This is a genomic window from Nonomuraea sp. NPDC050536 (genome assembly GCF_044457685.1).
Lineage (GTDB): Bacteria > Actinomycetota > Actinomycetes > Streptosporangiales > Streptosporangiaceae > Nonomuraea.
This window is the reverse complement of sequence record NZ_JBITHD010000027.1, coordinates 54,850-73,583: the sequence shown is the minus strand read 5'-3', so window position 1 is coordinate 73,583 and position 18,734 is coordinate 54,850. Positions and strand designations below refer to the sequence as shown.

Annotated in this window: 18 protein-coding genes; 8 read left to right on the top strand and 10 right to left on the bottom strand. The window is 69.4% G+C overall.

Annotation, left to right across the window (positions count from 1 at the left end; all coding sequences use genetic code 11):
• Positions 1-81 precede the first annotated feature (81 nt).
• Entirely contained in the window at positions 82-1,182 is a 1,101-nt protein-coding gene (locus ACIBHX_RS45745; RefSeq protein ID WP_397074445.1) for an aldo/keto reductase, read from the bottom strand.
• A 188-nt stretch (positions 1,183-1,370) separates the two neighbouring features.
• On the opposite strand from ACIBHX_RS45745, the gene ACIBHX_RS45740 reads away from it, so the two are divergent.
• Positions 1,371-1,799, top strand: a complete 429-nt coding sequence (locus ACIBHX_RS45740; protein WP_397074443.1) for an Ohr family peroxiredoxin — start codon at positions 1,371-1,373, stop codon at positions 1,797-1,799.
• A 337-nt stretch (positions 1,800-2,136) separates the two neighbouring features.
• Here the strand turns inward: ACIBHX_RS45740 and ACIBHX_RS45735 are convergent, their stop codons facing one another.
• Complete coding sequence (locus ACIBHX_RS45735) at positions 2,137-2,742, bottom strand: TetR/AcrR family transcriptional regulator (protein WP_397074441.1); 606 nt, start codon at positions 2,740-2,742, stop codon at positions 2,137-2,139.
• A gap of 134 nt (positions 2,743-2,876) precedes the next feature.
• Between ACIBHX_RS45735 and ACIBHX_RS45730 the strand changes: the two genes are divergently transcribed.
• A complete protein-coding gene (locus ACIBHX_RS45730; protein WP_397074439.1) occupies positions 2,877-5,642 on the top strand; it encodes an ATP-binding protein in 2,766 nt (921 codons plus the stop codon).
• A gap of 6 nt (positions 5,643-5,648) precedes the next feature.
• Here ACIBHX_RS45730 and ACIBHX_RS45725 read toward each other — a convergent pair whose 3' ends face one another.
• On the bottom strand, positions 5,649-6,425 hold the full coding sequence (locus tag ACIBHX_RS45725) for a BTAD domain-containing putative transcriptional regulator (protein ID WP_397074438.1): 777 nt from the start codon (positions 6,423-6,425) through the stop codon (positions 5,649-5,651).
• 186 nt (positions 6,426-6,611) lie between these two features.
• On the opposite strand from ACIBHX_RS45725, the gene ACIBHX_RS45720 reads away from it, so the two are divergent.
• From ACIBHX_RS45720 to ACIBHX_RS45705, 4 genes are read left to right on the top strand one after another with little or no spacing between them, the layout of a single operon-like run.
• Positions 6,612-9,128, top strand: coding sequence for a BTAD domain-containing putative transcriptional regulator (locus tag ACIBHX_RS45720; RefSeq protein WP_397074436.1), 2,517 nt, complete (start codon positions 6,612-6,614; stop codon positions 9,126-9,128).
• Positions 9,129-9,146: 18 nt separating this feature from the next.
• Positions 9,147-9,851, top strand: a complete 705-nt coding sequence (locus tag ACIBHX_RS45715; protein ID WP_397074435.1) for a molybdopterin-dependent oxidoreductase — start codon at positions 9,147-9,149, stop codon at positions 9,849-9,851.
• Entirely contained in the window at positions 9,817-10,452 is a 636-nt protein-coding gene (locus tag ACIBHX_RS45710) for a cytochrome b/b6 domain-containing protein (protein ID WP_397074433.1), read from the top strand. Before ACIBHX_RS45715 ends, ACIBHX_RS45710 begins: the two co-directional genes overlap by 35 nt.
• Positions 10,453-10,501: 49 nt before the next feature.
• Entirely contained in the window at positions 10,502-11,050 is a 549-nt protein-coding gene (locus ACIBHX_RS45705; RefSeq protein WP_397074431.1) for a CGNR zinc finger domain-containing protein, read from the top strand.
• Positions 11,051-11,133: 83 nt separating this feature from the next.
• Here the strand turns inward: ACIBHX_RS45705 and ACIBHX_RS45700 are convergent, their stop codons facing one another.
• Together ACIBHX_RS45700 and ACIBHX_RS45695 are read right to left on the bottom strand one after the other, a co-directional pair.
• A complete protein-coding gene (locus ACIBHX_RS45700) occupies positions 11,134-11,508 on the bottom strand; it encodes a nuclear transport factor 2 family protein (RefSeq protein WP_397074430.1) in 375 nt (124 codons plus the stop codon).
• A 93-nt stretch (positions 11,509-11,601) separates the two neighbouring features.
• Positions 11,602-11,748: a hypothetical protein gene (locus ACIBHX_RS45695; RefSeq protein WP_397074429.1), complete on the bottom strand. Its 147-nt coding sequence runs from the start codon at positions 11,746-11,748 to the stop codon at positions 11,602-11,604.
• Between the two features lie 91 nt (positions 11,749-11,839).
• Here ACIBHX_RS45695 and ACIBHX_RS45690 point away from each other — a divergent pair, with 91 nt between their 5' ends.
• Entirely contained in the window at positions 11,840-12,931 is a 1,092-nt protein-coding gene (locus tag ACIBHX_RS45690; protein ID WP_397074428.1) for a serine hydrolase domain-containing protein, read from the top strand.
• Between the two features lie 75 nt (positions 12,932-13,006).
• Entirely contained in the window at positions 13,007-13,732 is a 726-nt protein-coding gene (locus ACIBHX_RS45685) for an ATP-binding cassette domain-containing protein (protein WP_397074427.1), read from the top strand.
• Between the two features lie 255 nt (positions 13,733-13,987).
• Here the strand turns inward: ACIBHX_RS45685 and ACIBHX_RS45680 are convergent, their stop codons facing one another.
• The 5 genes from ACIBHX_RS45680 to ACIBHX_RS45660 all read right to left on the bottom strand — a co-directional run bounded on the left by ACIBHX_RS45680 (position 13,988) and on the right by ACIBHX_RS45660 (position 18,667).
• Positions 13,988-14,524, bottom strand: a complete 537-nt coding sequence (locus ACIBHX_RS45680; RefSeq protein WP_397074425.1) for a dihydrofolate reductase family protein — start codon at positions 14,522-14,524, stop codon at positions 13,988-13,990.
• A gap of 214 nt (positions 14,525-14,738) precedes the next feature.
• Positions 14,739-14,948, bottom strand: coding sequence for a hypothetical protein (locus ACIBHX_RS45675; RefSeq protein ID WP_397074423.1), 210 nt, complete (start codon positions 14,946-14,948; stop codon positions 14,739-14,741).
• A 75-nt stretch (positions 14,949-15,023) separates the two neighbouring features.
• The gene (locus tag ACIBHX_RS45670) at positions 15,024-15,671 is read right to left on the bottom strand and encodes a DUF998 domain-containing protein (protein ID WP_397074421.1); all 648 of its coding nucleotides are present in this window, start codon (positions 15,669-15,671) and stop codon (positions 15,024-15,026) included.
• 108 nt (positions 15,672-15,779) lie between these two features.
• Positions 15,780-16,880 (bottom strand): serine hydrolase domain-containing protein, encoded by a 1,101-nt coding sequence (locus ACIBHX_RS45665; RefSeq protein WP_397074419.1) that lies wholly within the window; start codon positions 16,878-16,880, stop codon positions 15,780-15,782.
• A gap of 677 nt (positions 16,881-17,557) precedes the next feature.
• Positions 17,558-18,667: a hypothetical protein gene (locus tag ACIBHX_RS45660; RefSeq protein ID WP_397074417.1), complete on the bottom strand. Its 1,110-nt coding sequence runs from the start codon at positions 18,665-18,667 to the stop codon at positions 17,558-17,560.
• Between the last annotated feature and the right edge of the window lie 67 nt (positions 18,668-18,734).

Genomic DNA, 18,734 nt, shown 5'->3' with positions numbered 1-18,734 from the left:
GTGACCCTAGGCACCGCCTGCATACGAAGGGTTGACGTGCGTATACACGCCACGGCTGGGCTGCATATATGGACGGGTCCGTCAACTGCTGCGTTCGGGTGTCCAGTTCCGTACGGCGGAGGCGTACCCGGCCGGCTTGTCCCCGACCTTGACGCCCGGACTGACCAGCCAGCTCTGATAGTCCGGCGTGAACATCCGGTAGACCGACACGGGCGGCACGGAACTCGCCTCGTCGAGCTCGGCGCGCAGCTCGGCCGGCAGCTCGAAGTCGAGAGCCATCATGTTCGCGTCGAGCTGGTCCACGCTGCTCGCCCCGACGATCGCCGAGGCGACGCCGGGCTGGGTGGCGACCCAGTTGAGCGCGACCTGGGCCATCGTCACGCCGAGCTTGTCGGCGACGCTCTCGACCGCCGCCAGCAGCCGCCAGTCCCGCTCCGTCCAGGAGGAGTCCGCGCCGGCGAGCCGGCCGTCTCCGGCCAAGCCCTGGTCGGCACTCCGATACTTCCCGGTGAGGAAGCCGCCGCCGAGCGGGCTCCACGCGGTGATACCGAGTCCCAGGCTCTGCCCCATGGTGACGTGCTCCACCTCGACCGTCCGGTCGATGAGGGAGTAGGGCAGTTGCAGGCTGACCACCGGTACGAGGGAGTGCGCCTCGGCAAGGGTCTGGGCCCGCGCCGCGTACCAGCTGGGCACGTCGGACAGGCCCGCGTAGCGGATCTTCCCCGCCCTGGTGAGGTCGTCGAAGGTCCGCATGACCTCCTCGACGGGGGTGATCCGGTCCCAGGTGTGCAGCAGGAACAGGTCGAGGTAGTCGGTGCGCAGGCGGCGCAGTGACGCCTCGACCGCTCTGATCATGTGCTTGCGGCCGTTGCCACCCGCGTTCGGATCTCCGGGGGCGACGCTGTTGGTGAACTTGGTGGTGAGCACCACCCTGTCGCGCACCTTGGCTTCCGCGATGAGGTTGCCGAGGATGGTCTCGCTCTCGCCGGCGGTGTAGAAATCCGCGGTGTCGATGAGATTCCCGCCCGCTTCGAGATAGCGGCGGAAGATCGGGCGGGCCTCCTGCTCGGCCTTGCCGTACGCGGCGTGGAAACCGCCCGTGCCGAAATTCATCGTGCCCAGTGCCAGCCGGCTGACGCGCAGTCCGGAACGTCCGAGCAGGTAGTAGTGATCCAGCGACATGAGGGTGTCACTCCGTTCAGGTTGGGTCGAACACCCGTCAGCTTGCGAATCCAAAAATGGACTGTCAAGTCCAAACCCAGCCATTCGTCACCGCCTTGACGGGTGACGGATGATGCTGCGAGCATCGTCACCAGTTAGACGGGTGACGATGACAGGTGCCCGTTCAGAACCGTCGGGAAGGAACTGCCATGGCTGCCAGCTACACCGCGGTCGTCACCGTGACCGGAGAAGGTCGCAACGGGGGCCGCGTCGCGGCCGACGACGGTCTTCTCGACACCACCCTCGCCATCCCCAAGGAGTTCGGCGGGGCCGGGGACGCAACGAACCCCGAGCAGCTGCTTGCCGCGGGCTGGGGCGCCTGCTTCCTCGGTGCGGTGAGAAGGGCGGCGGCGCAGCGCCAGGTGCGGCTCACGAGCACGAGCATCACGGTCGAGGCGACCCTGAACCACGGCGACGACGGCGAGTTCGGCCTCGCCGCCGTGCTCGACCTCGAACTGGGCGGTGTGGACCAGCAGACCGCCGAGGAGCTCGGTGTGGCCGCTCACCAGATCTGCCCCTACTCCAAGGCCACTCGCGGCAACGTCCCGGTCACCATCCGGGCGACCGCCGTCGCCTGACACGCTGCCCAGCTGGCTTCACCACGGAAGGAAGCATCCTGATGCCCATGTCGAATCCCATGAAGGCGTTGTCAGTGGTCGTGCTCGTGCTGGCCGTCGCCCTCGCCTGCCTCGCCCAGGTGTGGTGAGCGCGAACAGGCCGTACGGCGCGCGTCTGCCTCTCCCGGCGTGTTCTGAGCGAACAGGCCGTACGGCGGGCGTCTGCCGCCCCCCGCGTGTTCCGAGCGAGTAGGCCGTACGGCGGGCGTCTGCCGCCCCCGGCATGTTCTGAGCGAACAGAGTTAACGGCGGGTGGGGCGACAGGCCGCGTACGCCGCCCCGGAGGCTGAGCCCCCTGTCAAGGCGACGCGAGCTTGCTGGCACGCAGGTGGGCGATGCCCATGTCCAGCGCGGCTTCCAGATGGTCGGTCTCGCCGGTGGACATCTGGATCAGTACGCCGCCCTGGATGCCTGCGAGCAGGGCGGCCGCCGCGCGGTCGGGGTCCAGGGCCGGGTCGATCTCGCCGGCGTCCTGCATGTGCCGCACGCCGGTGGCGATCTCGGCCTGCCAGCGGTGCATCAGCTCGGTGACCACAGCCTGTGCGCCGGGCGTGCGGCTGCCCAGTTGTGACATGACGGAGTTGAGCGGGCACAGGCGCCCCTGCCGCCGGTAACGGTCGACGACCTTGTCGCGCCACGATTGCCAGGCGGGCCAGGAGGTGAGGTCGCCGAGCTGGGGCCGCTGGTCCTCCAGCACCCGGTCGGCCTCCAAGCGGGCCACGGCCAGCAGCAGCTCCTCCCGGCCGTCCGGGAAGTAATGGAAGAGCTGGCTCTTGCTCGTCGCCGTCCTGGCCAGCACGTCGTCGAGCGTCATGTCGGCCACGCCGTACTCGCGGATGTGCGCAGCCGCGCCCTCGAGAATGCGCTGCCGCGTAGCGGCCCCCTTGCGGGTCAGAGTGCGCATGACCGCCTTCCAGACTGGACTTGCCAGTCCATACTAGCTGGCGTGCTGGTGAAACGTCGTATCCGGGCACTTTCGGTAGGCTCGCGAACAGCTGGGGGAGATAGCCGAGGACACCCAGATAGGAGTGCCGCGCCATGCCGCTGTTCGGACGGGAAGCCGAGCTGAAGGCCCTGTCCGACCTCATCGACAACCCCGGAGACGGCAGCGGCGTTCTCATCCGGGGAGAGGCGGGCATCGGGAAGTCCGCGCTTGTGGCGGAGGCCGCCTCCGCGGCGGCGGCCGCGGGCCTGCGCGTGCTGACGACGACCGGCGTGGAGGCCGAGCAGAACCTCCCCTACGCCGGGTTGCACCAACTGCTGTACCCGGTCCGGTCAGGCGTGGGCGCGCTGCCGACCCCGCAGCGTGACGCCCTGCGCAGCGCGTTGGGCCTCGCCGAAGCGGCCGAACCCAGCGCCTACCTGATAGGCCTGGCCACGCTGACCCTGCTGTCCGAAGCGGCCGCCGTCAGGCCGTTGCTGGTCGTCGCCGAGGACGTGCACTGGCTCGATCGCGCCAGCGCCGACGTCCTCGCCTTCGTGGCGCGCCGGATCGAGTCCGAGCCCATCGTCATGGTCGCGACGCTCAGGGAAGGCGAGCGCTCGCACGTGCAGGACGCCGGGCTGTCCCCGATGCTCGTTGACCGGCTCTCCGACGAGGTCGCCACCGCACTCCTGGACTCCATCGCCCCCGGCCTGCCCCCAGCGGTCCGGGTGCGGCTGCTGGAGGAGGCGGCCGGTAACCCTCTGGCGCTGACCGAGCTGCCGGCGGCCCTGGGATACCACGGCGACCCAGGCCCGGTGCCGTCGCTGAGTGATCGCCTGGGCGGGCTGGGGCCGGAGCTGCCGCTGAGTGAGCGGCTTGCGCGGGCGTTCACCGCCCGGGTAGCCGCCCTGCCGGCTCCGACGCGCACCGCCCTGCTGGTCGCGGCGCTCAGCCAGAGCGATTCGGTCTCCGAAACGCTCGCGGCCACGGGCCTGATCCTGGGGTCGACGGCCGAGCCGGACGTCCTCGGACCGGCCGCCGAGGCCCGGTTGATCGAGCTCGCCATCGGCACGGTGACGTTCCGTCATCCCCTGATGCGGTCGGCCATCGCGGCGGATTCGACGCTCGCCGTACGCCGGCAGGCCCACCTGGCACTCGCCGAGACGCTGCACGAACAGCCGGACCGGCGGGTCTGGCACCGGGCCGCCGCGACGGCAGGAGCCGACGAGGGCGTGGCGGCCGAGCTGGACAGCGCGGCCGACCGGGCCCGGCACCGGGGCGGGGTCGCCGCCGCGATCGCGGCGCTTGAGCAGGCGGCCCGGCTGAGCGAGGGGCAGGACCGGAAGGCGCTCAGGTTGCTGAGAGCGGCCGAGCTCGCGGTCGATTCCGGCAGCCGCGCCACGGCCGAGCGTCTGGTGCGCGACGCGCAGTCCCTCGAACTCTCGCCGCGCCGGTGGGCCACTGCCGCCTGGTTGCTCAGCGGCTTCGAGGACGGGGTGCGCGAGGACGTCTCCCGCGTGTCAGAGCTGGCTGAGCTGGCCGCGTCGGTGGCCGCCGACGGGGAGGTGGAGCCGGCCGTACGGATTCTGTGGGGCGCCGCCATGCGCTGCTTCTGGTCAGAACCGGGTCCGGCCGCGCGCCGTACGCTGCTGGGCGTGGCCGACCGGCTGCCCGTTCCTGCCGACGACCCGCGCATGGTCGCGGTCGCCGCGTACGTCGCGCCGTTCGAGCGGGGCGGCATCGTGCTCGAACGGCTGCGCGAACTGGCCGGCGTATCCGGTGCCGCCCCCGAGATCGATCGCTACCTGGGCAGCGCGGCCCTGCAGGTCGGGGCGTTCGACCTGGCTGCCCGCTTCTCCGCGGCGGCCGCGCCCGGCCTGCGTACTGAGGGCCGGCTCGGGGTGCTTGCCCGGGCGCTGGCTGTTCAGGCGTGGAGCCGGGCCCGGCTCGGTGACCTGACCGCGGCCGTCCCGGTCGCGGCAGAGGCCGCCAAGCTCGCCCAGGAGACCGGCCAGCCGTTCATGTACGGCCTGGCCACGGCCGTCCTGGCCGAGATCGCCGCGTTGCGGGGCGACCACGGGCAGGCCAGAACGCTGGCCGACGAGGCCGAACGGGTCGCGCTTCCCGCCGGCGCCCGGCCCGTGCTGGCCACCGTACAGCTCGCGCGTGGGCTCACGGCCTTGAGCGAGGCGCGCTTCGACGACGCGTTCGCCGCGCTGAGCAGGATTCTCGATCCCTCGGACCCTGCCTACCAGGTGGCCCTGCGCGCGTACTGCCTCGCGGAGCTCGCCGAGGCCGCCGTTCGTGCTGGGCGGACCGACACCATGCGGGACATCCTGCGCGGTCTGGAGCCGCTGGCCGCATCGACGCCGTCGCCGGCGCTGCACATCGGGCTGCGCTACGCCCGCGCCGTGCTCGCCCCGAACGAGGAGGCGGAAAAGCTGTTCACGGCCGCGCTGCGGGCGGACCTGACCGGGTGGCCCGCCGAACGCGGACGCCTGCATCTGGCGTTCGGCGAGTGGTTGCGGCGGCAGCGGCGGGCCGCGGAATCCCGGGCGCACCTGCGCACGGCCAGGGAGACCTTCGACGCGCTCGGTATGGCCGCATGGGGCGAACGCGCACGAGGGGAGCTGCGCAGTGCGGGGGAGTCGAGCCCGAACCGGGACCCGGACGCGCGGGAAAGGCTCACGCCGCACGAGCTGAACATCGCGCAACTGGCCTCCGAGGGGCTGACGAACCGGGAGATCGGGCAACGGCTGTACCTGTCGCACCGCACTGTCGGCACCCACCTGCACCGGATCTTCCCCAAGCTGGGGGTGAGCTCCCGGGCCGATCTCGCGCGGATGCTCAAGCACCTCGAGGAAAGATCTTCCCGATAAAGCGGCTCAGACGAGTGAGGTGTCGGCCGTCGTCCTGATCCGGGCGTGCATCCTGCGCAGGCCCGGACCGGGCGGCAGGCCCAGGTCGTCGTCCAGCAGCCGGGCGATCAGACGGTAGGCCGACAGAGCCTCCTCGCGGCGGCCGTCGCGGTCGAGTGCCCACATCAGCAACTCCCACAACCGCTCGCGATAAGGCTCCGCCGCCGTCGCGAGCGTCAGTTCGGCGATCGCCTCGCCACAGTCGCCCCGCTCGATGTCGATCGCCCAGCGCTCCTCGACGGCTGACGCGCGCAGCTGTTCGAGCCAGGCGCGGCGGCCCTCGAAGAAGGCTCCGCTCAGCCCGTCGAGCGCCGGTCCGCGCCACAGCGCCAGCGCGCCGCGCAGCAGCCGGGAGGCCTCCGCGATCTCCCCTTGTTCGCGGGCCTCACGGGCGGCGGCGGTGGTCTGCCTGAACACCGTCACGTCCACCGCGGCAGGGTCCACGACCAGCTGGTAGCCCCGGCCCGCCGATCTGATCTCCGCTTCGGTGCCCAGCCCGGCTGAACCGCCGTCGGCCAGGACCCGGCGCAGGCGGGAGACGTAAGTGCGCGTGCTCACGACGGCACTGCGCGGCGCCTCGCAGCCCCACAACGCGGTCACCATCTCGTCGAGCGAAACCTGACGCCCCTCGCTCAGGAGCAGCAGGGCGAGCACCCCCCGCTGTTGCGGAGACCCGATCTCCCGATCTTCCCCGCCGCTCCAGACCCTGATCGGACCCAGTAGCCCGAAGCTCACCCCGGCCATCGAGGTTCCCCCAACCCTCTCGCGTAGCGCGACCGTCACTGACGCCCTGCAGCCGTGCCCGGGAGTCTCTGACCGACCATACTGACGCCGAGTCGGGCCTCTTGCCGCATTGTCCAGCTTGTCAGCGGTCTGCAAGTCTCCCGTCCCGGGACACCGGCCGCGAATGACGTACGCGCACAGCGTCACGTGACGGTCGCGAAGGCGATCCGGGCGAAATTACCTTCTGCGGTGTACTACCGCGGTCCCGTGCGGCCGTGCAGTCTCGCGAAGGAAAGCGTGCCGCTCGTGATTCCGTGCAGGTTCACCGTTCTCGGACCGCCTGGTCTCGATTGCGGTAGCACGCGGCTGGGTCTCGGCACGCCGCAGCAACAGGCCGTCCTGATGGTGTTGCTGGCCAACAGCGGCAGCTTCGTGCGGATGGGTGAGCTGGTCGACGGCCTGTGGGGCGGGCAGGCGCCGGCCACCGGCGAAGCCGTCGTCCGCACCTACATCTCCCGTATCCGCCGACTGCTGTCCGAGCACGGACTGGGTTCGGCGATCAGCTCCCAGTCCGGGGGCTACATGCTGGACCCGTCGCTGTTCGCGTTGGACGCCGCCGAGTTCGCCACGATGGTCGAAAACGCCAGGGAAGAGCGCGCGGGCGGGCAGATCGCGGCGGCCGCGAAGCTCCTGGAGCAGGCGCTCGACCTCTGGACGGGCACGGCGCTGGCCGGGGTCCCTGGCGAGGCCGCCGAATGTGAGCGGCTCCGGCTGGAACGGCTGAAGCTGATCGCCACCCAGGAATTGCTGCAGCTCCGCCTCGAGCTGGGGGAGCACGGCGAGGTGGTGGCCGAGGTCCCGCTGCTCATCGAGCAGAACCGGCTCGAAGAGCCGCTGTATGAGATCTACCTCCTGGGCCTGTACCGCAGCGGCAGGCGGGCAGAGGCGCTCGAGGTCTACAGAATGGTCTATGACCTGCTGGGCAAGGAACTGGGCGAAAGCCCGGGACCCCGGCTGCGGGAGATCCACGATCAGATCCTGCGGGCCGACGCGGACCACGACGACGAGTTCGCCCCCGCCCCGTGGGCCGAGCGGCCCGCCGTACACCTCCCAGAAAAGCCGCCGGCCTCGCCTGTCGATCGCCACTTCGTCGGGAGGGGCACGGAGCGTGCCGCCTTCCAGGAGCTGCTGAACAAGAGAGCGGGGCTGCTCTTCGTCCGCGGACCCGCCGGCATCGGCAAGTCGACGCTGCTGCGCAAGCTCGCGGACGACGCCGCTGCCGCGGGCCGGCGGGTATGGCACCTCGACGGCTCGGCGACCACGCAAGCGCGCGAACACCTCGAACGATTCGCGCTCTCCGGCGTCTCCGGCGCGGTTCTGCTCATCGATTCCTTCGAGGAGCTGGGAGACGTCGAACCGTACCTCCGGCAGCTGCCCGGCGACGCGGTCATCGTGATGGCGGGCCGGACCGGGCCGAGCGCCGCCTGGCTCACCGATCCGGCCTGGGCTGGGACGATCGTGATCCGGCACCTCGAAGCCCTCACAGCCACGGAATCCGCCGCGCTGGTAGAAGCCCGGGGCGTCGACCCCGGCCTCCGGAGGTCCATCGTGGACTTCGCCGCCGGCAACCCCTTCGCCCTGTCGCTTGCCGCGGAGGTCGGCAGGAGCATGTCGGTCACGGGACAGCTATCGCGCCGCGACGCCGTGCGGTACGTGGTCGACAACGTGCTCGCGCTCCTGGCCGGCAGCGTGCCGACGGATGCGCACCGGTCGGCGCTGCACGTGTGCGCGCACGCCCGCCACACCACCGAGGACCTCCTCAGGGCGGCGGTGCCGGGCGGCCAGGCGGCGGAGCTGTTCGACTGGCTCCGAGCGCAACCGTATGTCGAGACCGCCGACCCTGGCCTGGAGATCAACGGTGTGCTGCGCCAGGCCCTCGACCACGACCTGCGGTGGCGGGACCCCGTCGGGTATGAGCGGATGCACCGGCGGATTCGCCATTACGTCATGGGCAGGCTCCTGCGCGACGCCCGGGACCCCCACGCGTCCGTGGCGGTCATGCGGACGATCGGCCATCTGCGCCGGCGCGTGCGCCAGTACGTCTCGCGGGTGGGTGAGGAGGACATGCGGTCCTCCAGGGCGACCCCTGCTGACCACGACGAACTCGTCACCATGGCGCGCGAGACCCACGGCGAGGTCACGGCCGGGTCCGTCCGGTTCTGGCTGGGCCGTCAGCCAGAGGCTTTCTCCCTGCTCCGGTGCCGCAAGACCAACCGCTTGCGTGCCTTCATGAGCTGGCTGACCCTTCGGACGCCGGAGCCGGAAGATCCCGTCGTGGAAGAGATCTGGCACGACGTGAGCCGGCGCATGGCGCTGCCCCCCGGGGCGCACGTCGCGATCGCGCGGCATCTGATCTGCCCTGCCTCCGAGGCCATGCCATCTCCTATCACGGACGTGTTCCAGACGCGGATGATGCGTGGTTGGCTGCACGAACCGGGGTTGGCGGCCTCGTACCTGGTCGTCGCGAACGGGCAGTCGTGGCGGCTGTTGATGGAGTACCTGGGCCAGTACGAGTTGGCGGATCACCCGTACGCGATCTTCGGCCACGACTGGCTGGCCGACCCGCCGTCGGAATGGCGAGACCACCACCTGGACGAGGAGCTGTGGGCGGAACGGGACCTGAACCTGTTCCTCCACCAGGACGCGTCCGGCGTGGACGACTAACGAGAACTCAGGAGTGACGTGACTGATCGACGACCTTCAGAGGAGAACGGCCCGCCCATCGCGCGCCGGGTGATGCTCTCCATGCTCGGCGCAGGCGTGGCCGCCCTCGCCGCCGCGCCTGTCGTGCAGAGCGGCTGGGAACGCTTCCTCGGTGCCGCCTCCCAGAACGACCCCACCGGTCTCGCCGGGCTGCTGCCCAACCCGGGCGGCTTCCGCTACTTCAGCGTGGCGGCCTCGGTGCCGAAGAAGACCGCGGCCGACTACCAGCTGGAGATCGGCGGCCTCGTCGAGCGCCCAAGGGCGTACACGCTGGACGAACTGCGCGCGCTGCCCCAAACCCGGGTCATCGGCGACGTCCAGTGCACCGACGGCTGGCGCGTGCCGCAAACGCCCTTCACGGGAGTGCTGCTCTCGCACCTTCTCGACCTGGCAGGGGTGCGCCCCGAGGGCAAGGCGGTCCGCTTCACCTGCTTCGACGGCGTCTACAGCGAGAGCCTCACGATCGAGCAGGCCCGCCGCGCCGACGTGTTGGTGGCCCTGGACATGCTGGACAAGCCGCTCACCCACGAGCGCGGCGGCCCCGTACGGCTCTATGTCGCGCCGATGTACTTCTACAAGTCCGCCAAATGGTTGTCCGGCATCTCCGTCACCGACAAGGTCGTCCCGGGTTACTGGGAGGAGTACGGCTATGACGTCGACGGCTGGCTCGACCAGGCGGCCTGAGCGCCTGCTGCCGCGCTTCAGCCGGGTCGAGCGCCTGGTCCACCGGGTGACCGCCGGGCTCATGCTGCTGTGCGTGGGGGCGGCGGCCTGCCTGTACTTCCCGCCGCTGGCGCAGTTGGTCGGCCGCCGCCACCTGGTGGTCGTCGTCCACGAGTGGTCAGGGCTCCTTCTGCCCGTGCCGTTTCTCCTTGGTCTCGCCTCGCGAGGCTTCCGGGCCGACCTGCGCAGGCTCAACCGGCTGGCGTCGTACGACCGGCAGTGGCTGCGTGCGGTACGCAGACGCACGCCGGGACCGCGCCCGGCCGGCAAGTTCAACGCCGGGCAGAAGATCTACGCCGGCTGGATCGCCGGAGCCGTGCCGATCATGACGTTCACCGGCCTGCTGATGTGGTTCACCGGAGTCGTGCCGGCGATCTCCCGCACGAGCGCGATCTTCGTGCACGACGTGACGGCCTTGGCCATCGCCGTCGTCGTGCTCGGACACATCCGGCTGGCGTACGGGGACACCCCGGCCCGGCGAGGGATGCGTACGGGCTCGGTGACGCGGGACTGGGCCACCAAGAACCATCCCCAATGGGTCGAAGAGCTAGATCAACGATGAGCCGGCTCATCCGATTGCCCGACTTGGAGTCACCTGTCAAACTGGTGACGTGAAGCATGTGTTCCTGTGCGGCAACCCCGCGCTCGACCTCGCGTGCACGCTCCGCGCACGCCGCACGGAGCGCGTCGAGACGCTCGACGTCCCCGGTCGGCTCGACGCCTGGTACCTGGAATCTGGCATCGTCGACGCCGTCTCCCCCTGCCAGGAAGCGGATCTGGCTCAGGCGGTGGCGGTACGCGAGGCCATCTACGCGCTGGTCACCGCCCGGCTCGCCGGTGACGGATACGACGACAAAGCGCTCACCCTGGTGAACGAGATCGCGCGCAAGCCTCCGGTGGCACCCCAGCTCACGGCCAAGGGGCGGTGGGTCGAGGCGACCCCCGTGCAGGCGCTGTCCACCGTGGCCCGGCACGCCATCGAGCTGCTCAGCGGGCCGGACGTACCGCTGATGAAGGAGTGCGCCAACCCCGAGTGCACCAAGATCTTCATCGACAGGTCGCGAGGCGGGCGCCGGGAATGGTGCGGCATGGAGTCCTGCGGCAACAAGATCAAGGCGGCGGCCTACCGGGCGCGCAAGAAGACGGCCGCCACCCGCTGATCCCGGCGACTGCTCACCACGATTCCTCACCGGGCTATGCGCCCTGACCGGGGAAGCCGTTCACCGGTGCCCGCGAATCCGGCTCACCCCAAGGGCTGATAGCAGTCGTAGTTGCGCTGTGCGCAGATCCGCCCGTTGCGGAATTCCAGGAAGGTCGCGATGTTGGCCCGCAGCACTCGGCCGTCCTTCGTCCGTCCAGTCCACAGCAGCTCAAGAGCGACTTGATCGCCGGCGGCGAGGACGTTGGTCACCTCGAATTCCTGATAGGCAAGTAGCGCCGCGCCACGTTCGGCCGCTTGAAGCATCTCAGCCAGATCTCTGCGAACCCCCGCAGGAACGATCAGATTCGGGAACTCCTCATGGATCACGTCCTCCTCGAAGAACCGCGCAAGCTCAGCGCCCAGCGCCCCTTCGGCCACAGCATGGTGATATCGCACGGCGAACGAAGCGTTATCCATGCCCACACCCTGCCACACGAAGATCCTTAGCGGTCGGCTCAGGAAGTCCTCCGGGGGTTGACTTCCGGAGCCGATGTCGCAGGTGGTGCCTGCTCAGATGTCGGGGGCGGTGAGGTAGAGCTGGCAGGGCGCCTTCGGGGCTGCCGGCGAAGCCGATTCGTTTGGGTTCTCGTCCCAGATCATCCCGAGCTTGGCCAGCCTGGTGGCGGGCGTCGCCGAGTAGCGCTGTGGAGATGTCAAGATCTCACCGTTTGTTCCGACTCTCGGGTGAACGGTGCCCACAAGCGCCGCAGCCATAGATCGAGAGGGCATGAACATCATGCAGAAGCTTGTGCAAAAGGCCATTGACCAGCTGGTGGAGTCGGGCGCCGAGCTGGGCGTCCAGGTCGCGGTGTACCAGCACGGTGAGCTGGTGGTGGACGCGGTGGCGGGCGTCGCCGATCCGGACAGTGGCCGTCCGGTCACCTCGGACATCCCGTTCTACAGCGCCTCCACCGGCAAGGGTGTGACTGCGACGGTGGTGCACGTCCTCGCAGACCGCGGCGCCCTTGACTATGACACGCCGATCGTGGAGCTCTGGCCCGAGTTCGGCGCCCACGGCAAGAACAAGGCAACCATCCGCCACGCGCTGACCCACTCCATCGGCGTCCCGGCAGTGCCGTCCGACCTCACGGTGCAGGACCTGGCTGATTGGGACAGGATGTGTGCCCTGATCGCCAGCTCCGAGCCCTGGTGGGAGCCCGGGACCAAGACCGGCTACCACGCGATGACCTGGGGCTTCGTGATGGGCGAAATCGTCCGCCGGGCCACCGACAAGCCGATCTCGCAAGTACTCAGGCAGGAGCTGGCGGCTCCGCTGGGCATCGCCGACGAGCTGTTCTTCGGCGTCCCGGAGTCCGAGCTCGGCCGGCTCGCCCGACTCGAGGAGGCGCCCGGTACCGCCGCGATGATGGCAGCGATGCCCGCCGACATGCCGATGGTCAAGGCCACGCCGCCCGCCGTGACCCCCAGCGCCAAATACGGCAACAACCCCGTGGTGCTTACTTCGGACATTCCCTCGGGCGGCACGATGTCCGCCCGCGCGGTGGCCAGGATGTACGCCGCGCTGCTTGGTGAGGTGGATGGTGTCCGGCTGGTCTCGGACGAGCGGCTGCGTGAGGCCACAGCGCTGGCCACGGCCGATGTCGACCAAATGGTCGGCTTCCCGCTGCCGCGTGCGCTGGGCTACAACCTCGGCCGGCCCGGAGCCAACCCGCAGGAGACGCTGAGCGTTTTCGGCATGCCCGGCATGGGAGGCAGCGCGGCGTATGCCGACACCGCGACCGGCATTTCCTTCGCGCTGACCAAGAACCGGTTCTTCCCTGGTCCTTCCGCCGCGGTCGATCAGATCAGCGAGCTGGTCGCGAAGGCCGCCACCAGCTGAGACTCTCCGGTCGGGCCCAGCTGGGGCCAGGCGGTGCGGGCACGGCCGGTCTGCCTCTGGGCCAGTGAGGTCTAGGTGGGCTCGGCCCTGCCGCAGAGCCTGCCCCTTACCGGGGACCTGACCGTGGCCGAGATCCTCGGCATCGCCCCCGTGATCGCCGCGCTGGACGCCATCGAATCGGGGGACGCGAGCGAGGAGCACTTCACCACGATCGGCAACGACTGGGACATCGAGGAGCGCACCCGTGCCCAGCTCGACCGGCTCGGGCTCGGCGACCTCGCGTTCGACCGCACGCTGGCCACGCTGAGCGGTGGCCAGGTCGCCTCGCTCGGCCTGGCCGCGCAGCTCCTCAAGCGGCCCGACGTCCTGCTGCTCGACGAGCCGACGAACAATCTCGACCTCGGCGCGCGCCGCAGGCTTTACGACGTGCTCGGCGACTGGAAGGGCTGCCTGCTCGTGGTCAGCCACGACGAGCGCTTCCTCGCGGAGATCAAGGTGGAACGCTGGCTGGAGCTGTCCGAGGGACGGCTGCTGGAGACCGGGAGGCCTGCTGGTGAGCGACGCGCTGCTTGCCCACGATCTCGTACGGACGCTGGGCACGCGGCACCCGGTCGCTGCAGCGGATCACTCGAACGTCGAGGAAACCGGCGGCTCTGCCTGGATCGTGATCCGGTAGGCCAGCCGAAGGCCCGCCGAGGCATGGGCCGCGTCGCTGACCAAGAGCCAGCGCATCGGCCCGCCTCGCGGGTCCGGCGCGTAACCGGCGTGGACCCGCTCCACCCCGATCGGGAAATGCGTTGACCGAGGCGCGCACCCGGGCTGACACCATGGCCAGCCACACCAGCCCGAGCCCCGCTCCGGCGGTGAACGCCATCACGGTGACCGAGGAGGCGGCGAACCCGGCCAGCACGCCGACCGGCACGACCCGGCAGGCGATCGCCCACCCGCGCTCACCCAGGGCGGCGAGGTGCCGGCGCTCGCGGGTGAGCCTCTGGACCAGTGCGACGCCCAGAAACCACGGGCCCGCGGCGATGCCGCAGGCCAGGAGCATTCGGGTTACGGCTGGTAAGTCAGGTCGAGCACGCCTGTGCCGAAGGTGACCGACCGGGTGAGCTTGAGCGGGATCTGGCCGGTGCCGTCCGGGAAGAGACGGCGGCCGGTGCCCACCGCGATGGGGTGCACCAGCAGTCGCAGCTCGTCGATGAGCCCGGCCCGCAGCAGGGTGTGGGTCAGGGTGATGCTGCCGGTGATATTGATGTTCTTGCCTGGCTGCTCCTTGAGCTCCTTGAGGGCGGTGATGACGTCGCCTTCGATGACGGTCGAGTTCTGCCAGGTGGCCTCCTTGAGGGTGGTGGAGGCGACGAGTTTGCGGATGCCGTTGAGCTGGTCGGCGATCTCACCGCTCTGGTGCGGCCAGACCGCGGCGAACTCCTCGTACGTCGTTCGGCCCAGCAGCAGGGTGTCGGCCTCGGCCGACATCTCGCCGAGCGCGGCGCCCATCTCGTCGCTGAGGTAGGGGAAGTGCCACTCGGTGGGCGCCTCCACGACGCCGTCGAGCGAGATGTACAGCCCAGCCACAATCTTGCGGCTCATATGGTTTCTCCTTCATCGGATTTCTCTGGCGACGCCACGCGGGCGCGGAGCCTGCGCAGCGTCCGGGTGTCCCCGAAGCCGGCCTCGCGCGCGGCGACTTCGGTGATGGCGCCCTGCCGTAGGAGGTGCTCGGCACGTTCCAAACGCAGGGCAGTCTGATAGCCAGGGGGTGAGCCCGGTCGCATAGCGAAACAGCCGGGTCACGGTGCGTTCGCTATAGCCTGCCGCCCCGGCCCGGCGCGATGATCAGCTCGTCGGGTGCCAGGCGCGGCCATGTGGTCTGCGCCCGCAGCGCCAGGTCCTGCGCGCTGAGGACCGGGCCGGCCTCGGCGACGGAGGCGAGGGTGTGCGCGTAGCCCAGGTCGTTAGCGGTGGAGAAGACCAGAGCGGGGCCGGCCACGTCGAGATGGTGCACCTGCGACATGACTCTCAGCAGAACTCCGCCTCGGGCCGCCTTGGTCAGGAGCCCGGGCTCCGGCGGGCTGAAGTGGTGTGTGAATCAGACGGACTTGCGGAACCGGGCGGCGACCAGGGAGATCCAGCCCATCGCGATCATGACTCCCGTGGCGAGCGTCACCGAGCCGGCGTGCTCTCCGCTGATCGCCCAGCCGTCACCCACGATCACAGCCACACCGGCCAGGCGGGAGACGACGGCCATGCCCTGGGCGCCGGTGCGGGTGAAGTACCGGGCGAGGACGAAGCAGGCCGCGGCGAAAGCGATGAACGTCACCGACCCGGCCACCATGTGCATGATGCTGTGCCAGCTCATCGCCGCAGGCGGCCCGGCCGGCGTGCCCACAGGGAAGCCGTCGCCGGGATCCATGACGAAGACGCCCGCTCCGATCATTCCGATGCCGGCGACCCTCGTCAGGCGCGGCACCCAGGTGCCGCCTGGCTTGCCGTACAGGGCCTTGCGGAACCCGAAGGAACCGGCGATGAGCAACGAGCCGACGACCAGGAAGTTGGTGATCTGAATCCACCCGAGCGAGCCGGTGGCGAGCTGGCTGAAGGGATGACGGACCAGGTCGAAGCCCTCGCGGGTGAACGCCTGCGTCAGGGCGACCACCGTCCAGACAGGCATGGCGGCTGCGGCGGCGATGAGCAGCGTGCTGGTTGAAGCGTTGCTGCGGGTGAGGGTGGTGGTCATGTTCCCGGTTCCCTTCGTGGTTTTGCCTATGCGTCGTCCAAGCGATGTGACAGGGAACGCACGAAGGGGAGGCCCGGGAGGCAGCGTGCTCAAGTGGGATCGACCTGGTCAGCCGGTCTGCTCGTCGCGGAACACCGCCTTGACGAGCTGCTGCTTCACCTTCTCGAACGTCTCGGACATGGCGACCAGGTCGAGCTCGGCTTCCCCGGTGGTCACCGAGGCGGTCAGGGTCTTGCTGCCGTCGGGCGTGCTGTACATCAGCGCCGCCCAGCCCCAGAAGTTGCCATTGTGATGGAGGAGGGTGCCGCCACCCTCGGTGCTCTCCACGAACACCCCCAGGCCGTAGCCGATCGTGGGGTCGGGCTTGCGCATCTCGGCCAGCAGCGGGGCCGGCAGGAGCCTGCCGGAGTTCAGCGCGGAGAAGAACGTGTGGAGATCCTCGGTGGTCGAGATCATGTCACCGGCGGCGGAGATCCAGGAGGGGTTGAAGCGGGTGGTGTCGACCGTCTTCCACTGGTCGGCGTCCTGGTAGCGGTAGTAGCCGTGAGCGTGCGGCTCAGGGATCTCCGGTGAGGCGTCCGGCACCACCGTGCCCGACAGGCCGAGCGGGCGCAGGATCCGGTCCTGCATCTCCTCCGCATACGCGCGGCCGGTGACCTTCTCGACCAGGAGTCTGGCCAGCACGTAGTTGGTGTTGGAGTAGCTCCAGCCGGTCCCCGGCTCGAACCGCGCCGGCTTGGACAGCGCCAGCCGTACCAGCTCCTCCGGCTGGTAGGTGTGGAACTGGTTGTCCACCACCCACTCCTTGCCCAGTCCGGGGATCCCCGGCGCGAACGTTCCATCGGGGTAGTACTCGCCGGTGAAGTTGAACACCCCGCTGGTGTGCTGCAGCAGCATCCGCACGGTGATCCGCCGGTCCAGCCCGAACTCGGGCAGGTGGTCGTCCACCGGGGAGTCCAGCCCGACCGTGCCCTCGGCGACCAGCTGCAGCACCAGGGTCGCGGTGAAGGTCTTGCTGGTGCTGCCGATCCGGAACAGCCCGTTCGTCGGCGGCTTGGCGGTCTGGCCCAGCTCGCGCACCCCGGCGCTGCCGACCCACTCACCCTGCTCGTCGTTCACGCGCAGTTGCACCCCGGCGGCCAGACCGGAATCGACGAACTCCTGGATGGCCTTCTGCAGCTCCGGGCGAGCCTGGTCGGTGGTGGTCATGGTGGTGCTCCTTCGAAATGCGGTCCTGCTGGTGCTTCAGAGCATCGCTAACTGCTCTGATATCGGACCGTCACCGTCCTGATACGGCCGCTGACGCCAGCACGCGATCGGCTTCAGTGAGCGGTGCCGACCGGGGTCTGCTGCTGGATCGAGGACGCGGCATGCGCGGCCGGGTGCCCAGTGCCGGGCTCCATGGCATGTATGGATGGTTGACCTTCGCCAGTTCCAAGTGCTGCGGGCCATCGCGGTGAACGGCTCGCTGGCGTGCGGGTCGGTGCCTTCACCACGGCCGCGACGAAACTGCTTCCGCGCCCGCTGCGGCGGGCGACCGCGGGCAGCGGGGGGCGGATCGAACTGATGGAGGCAGAGCCGCTTGACCTGCTCACGCAGGTCCGGGCCAGGTCGCTGCACTGCGCGCTGATCTACGACGTCGCTGGCGCGACGCCGCGCTACGGGGCGGACCTGCAGGTGGAGACCCTGTTCGACGACCCCTTCCGTCTGCGCTGCCCGCAGACCATGATTCTCCAGGACCCGTGGACATCGGCCTGCTCGCGAACGAAGGTTGGATCATCTCCACGGGAGACTACGACCCCAGCGATCAGACCCTGTTCGCCACGTGTCAGTCCCTTGGCTTCCGGCCGCGCATCGCGCTCCGGACGGACAACTGCCGTACATGATCAGGAGCTCCGCAAATGTTCGGCCATCGTGTCGCTGACCGGAATGGTGGTCGGCAGCTGCGGGCTTTCGAAGTAACGGGCCTTGTGTTGGCGTAGTAGCGCGTCCCCGTGCTCCGGCCAGGAGAATCCCTTCTTCTTGAGGAGCTTCTGGAAGACCACGCCGGCCTTGTCGGGTTCCGGATCAGCCAGGAGCCTGATGGCTGCGGGTGAGATGTCGTCCTCGTACAGGTAGGAACGCAGGGTCTCGCGGTAGCGGCGCCTGTTGATCAGGCGCGGGTCCGCGAACAGTTCCTGGAGAAGGCCGAAGTCCAGGTAGAGGCTGATGCCCGTTTGCGGATCGAAGTGGATCGCCACGGTCTCGGACTCCAGCATCTCGTCCGAAAACGCGAGAACGGGCGGGGCGGTGGTTTCGGCGCCTGGGCCTGCTCGGTCCACGATGGCCTGGCAGAACGTGGCGAGGCGCGCGGGCAGTTCTTCACCCGGGACGACGATGTACTCCGCGCCGAAGAGTTCGATGAAGACCGCTCGCTGCTCGGCCAGCAGACGGCGAGCCGTGGCGAGTTTGTCCGGGTTGCGGAATACGGCTGCGGCGTTGCGCAGACCGAACTCTGCGGCCTCGGTGAGCATCTGGCCACGGGCTGTGGCGGGGAAGACGCTGATGTGCGCACTGACCATCCAGTCCGCGCCGAGCGGGACCAGGCGGCAGATGAGGAACATGCCCTTCCTGATCGGGCGGAAGGCACGCCTGCCCATGTTGGACCGGGCGCGGTAAGTGAGCTCGTCGACGAGGTTGAACAGGATGACCGCGTCCTTGTCCTTCCCGCGGACCTCGAAGATCCCCTCGACCACATCTCTCCAGCCAAGGACCATGGCGCGCTCCTGCGGGCTCAGGTCCGGACGGGCGAGCAGAAAGCGGTCGATCACCGTCTCCCCGGAGGCCAGTCGGTGCTCCAGGGCGAAGTGATCGATGACCCTGCTCGCGGTGGCCTCGTCCTCGACGAAGCCATCTGGATGGCTCAGCTCGAAGACCCTGTTCAGCTCCCGGGAGAATCGCGGCGATAAGGCGAAATCAACCAGTTGCCCCTTGAGCGTCGCGGCCTGCTCGATCATGTCCATCAGTGTCGCCGTTTCTTGCGCGAGCCCACGCTCTTACCGGGCTTCTTCGGTTTCCTGGGTT

Excerpts from the sequence above, each read along its gene's own strand:
- ACIBHX_RS45745 (WP_397074445.1), bottom strand. The coding sequence starts at position 1,182 with ATGTCGCTGGATCACTACTACCTGCTCGGACGTTCCGGACTGCGCGTC.
- ACIBHX_RS45740 (WP_397074443.1), top strand. The coding sequence starts at position 1,371 with ATGGCTGCCAGCTACACCGCGGTCGTCACCGTGACCGGAGAAGGTCGC.
- ACIBHX_RS45735 (WP_397074441.1), bottom strand. The coding sequence starts at position 2,742 with ATGCGCACTCTGACCCGCAAGGGGGCCGCTACGCGGCAGCGCATTCTC.
- ACIBHX_RS45730 (WP_397074439.1), top strand. The coding sequence starts at position 2,877 with ATGCCGCTGTTCGGACGGGAAGCCGAGCTGAAGGCCCTGTCCGACCTC.
- ACIBHX_RS45725 (WP_397074438.1), bottom strand. The coding sequence starts at position 6,425 with ATGGCCGGGGTGAGCTTCGGGCTACTGGGTCCGATCAGGGTCTGGAGC.
- ACIBHX_RS45710 (WP_397074433.1), top strand. The coding sequence starts at position 9,817 with ATGACGTCGACGGCTGGCTCGACCAGGCGGCCTGAGCGCCTGCTGCCG.
- ACIBHX_RS45700 (WP_397074430.1), bottom strand. The coding sequence starts at position 11,508 with ATGGATAACGCTTCGTTCGCCGTGCGATATCACCATGCTGTGGCCGAA.
- ACIBHX_RS45680 (WP_397074425.1), bottom strand. The coding sequence starts at position 14,524 with ATGAGCCGCAAGATTGTGGCTGGGCTGTACATCTCGCTCGACGGCGTC.
- ACIBHX_RS45675 (WP_397074423.1), bottom strand. The coding sequence starts at position 14,948 with ATGTCGCAGGTGCACCATCTCGACGTGGCCGGCCCCGCTCTGGTCTTC.
- ACIBHX_RS45670 (WP_397074421.1), bottom strand. The coding sequence starts at position 15,671 with ATGACCACCACCCTCACCCGCAGCAACGCTTCAACCAGCACGCTGCTC.
- ACIBHX_RS45665 (WP_397074419.1), bottom strand. The coding sequence starts at position 16,880 with ATGACCACCACCGACCAGGCTCGCCCGGAGCTGCAGAAGGCCATCCAG.
- ACIBHX_RS45660 (WP_397074417.1), bottom strand. The coding sequence starts at position 18,667 with ATGATCGAGCAGGCCGCGACGCTCAAGGGGCAACTGGTTGATTTCGCC.